We start from the raw sequence: 1559 nt of genomic DNA, 5'->3' as shown, positions 1-1559 counted from the left end.
TGATATGGAAGAGGTTAATTTGCTTTTGGGAGTGGTTGGGTATTTATCACATGAAGTTAATAATGTCCCAGATTTTTCTATTACTTTGGATAATGGCATAAAAGATAAGAATAATATTTTCATTGTAAATTCAGATCGTAGTTTATTTAAAAATTTAAATAATAGACTAAATATCCCTTATTTGTTTGATTCAAATCAATTTGAAAGCAATGAATCCCGAAGGTTACTAGATCCATTTAATAAGAATTTATCCTCGATACAACTTTTGAGCCAAGAGAATTCTCCTTTTTTAGACCTTGTGATTAGTTATCAAGGTGAAAATGGTTCAAAGTGGATTGCACCATTTTTAACTAATTTTGAATTTGTACCTAAATTATCAGGTAATTCAATATTTGTAGATCAAAATGGCTACTATCAAGTATTTAATACTGATATAACCGAAGATGTAAATAAACCAACTTTAATAAATCAAAACCTTTCTTCACAGCCCAAACGTGTTTCATATGAAAACTCAAGGAACTTCCTAATTTTCTTAGGTTTCATGTTGGTGGTTATAATCATCATTATCATTACAGTGGCAATGAAATCAAAACGAACTCTAAAATAAGATGACTTAAAGCGGGGCTTTAAATTAAGCTCTTAATTACAGAAATTAAGTAACATAAAAAGCATCACCAGCTAATTTTCAATTACTGAAACTTGCTGGTGATGCTTTAACTTTATACTTTAAGGACGTTTTAAGCTTTTGCGATGCCTTCTTCAAGTTTTACCTGAACTTTTTTTTCTTTACCACGCTCTTTAATTAAAAATGATAAACCCAATCCTATTGTTGCAGCAACTGCAGAGAAAATAAATGTTGTGATGTAACTACCAACCATTGATTTAATGAATATTCCTGACAATGCTGCTAAACCATATGCTTGGTATACCACGCCATAGTTTGAACCATATCTAAACGAACCAAACTCTTGGTTTGTGAATGTTGGAAATAATGCCAAGAAACCACCGTAACCAACAGCAACACCTATGACCCCTAGATAGAACATAACCTTGATGCCAGATAAGAAACTCAAAGACAATAAGGCAGCAATTGTAATGACAAATATCACTTTAAGCATGTTTAATGTGCCAAACTTATCAGATAAAGTGCCTGATACAAGTCTACTTCCAGCGTTTGAAATTGCAAGAATTGAGATAACACCAGCAGCAACAGAAACGTCAAGCCCAGCCACTTCAATACCAATATTTTTTGCGGCACCTAGTACAAGAAGACCTGGAATAACTGCCAACCAATACATAACCCAAGTAATTTTAAATTTAGTGGTCTTGATCATCTCAGAAGTGGTGTAATCACCATCTCCTTTTTCAGCAGCTTTTTTCACAAATCCCTCAGGATTGTTTGTAAAGAGTGCACCGGTTAAAATAAGTGCCATTGAGATGATACCAAGCTTTAAAAATGCACCTGAAGTATCTGTTGTTAAGAGGAAATTTGAGATGACTTTTTGGAAGATAATACTACCACCGCCAAATACACCTACTGATAAGCCTGTGATCATCCC

Annotated in this window: 2 protein-coding genes; one reads left to right on the top strand and one right to left on the bottom strand. The window is 33.5% G+C overall.

The window, feature by feature from the left end; genetic code table 11:
* Window positions 1-607: hypothetical protein (locus AC220I_RS22395; protein ID WP_486726088.1), on the top strand; the 607-nt coding region annotated here is incomplete at its 5' end.
* Between the two features lie 130 nt (window positions 608-737).
* Here AC220I_RS22395 and AC220I_RS22390 read toward each other — a convergent pair.
* Window positions 738-1559, bottom strand: an 822-nt coding sequence (locus AC220I_RS22390) for an MFS transporter (protein WP_486726087.1), incomplete at its 5' end; no start/stop codon positions are given.

The sequence above is a fragment of the Fusibacter sp. genome, assembly GCF_057447755.1.
The sequence above is the reverse complement of the archived record's forward strand: the minus strand, read 5'-3'. Positions and strand labels throughout refer to the sequence as shown.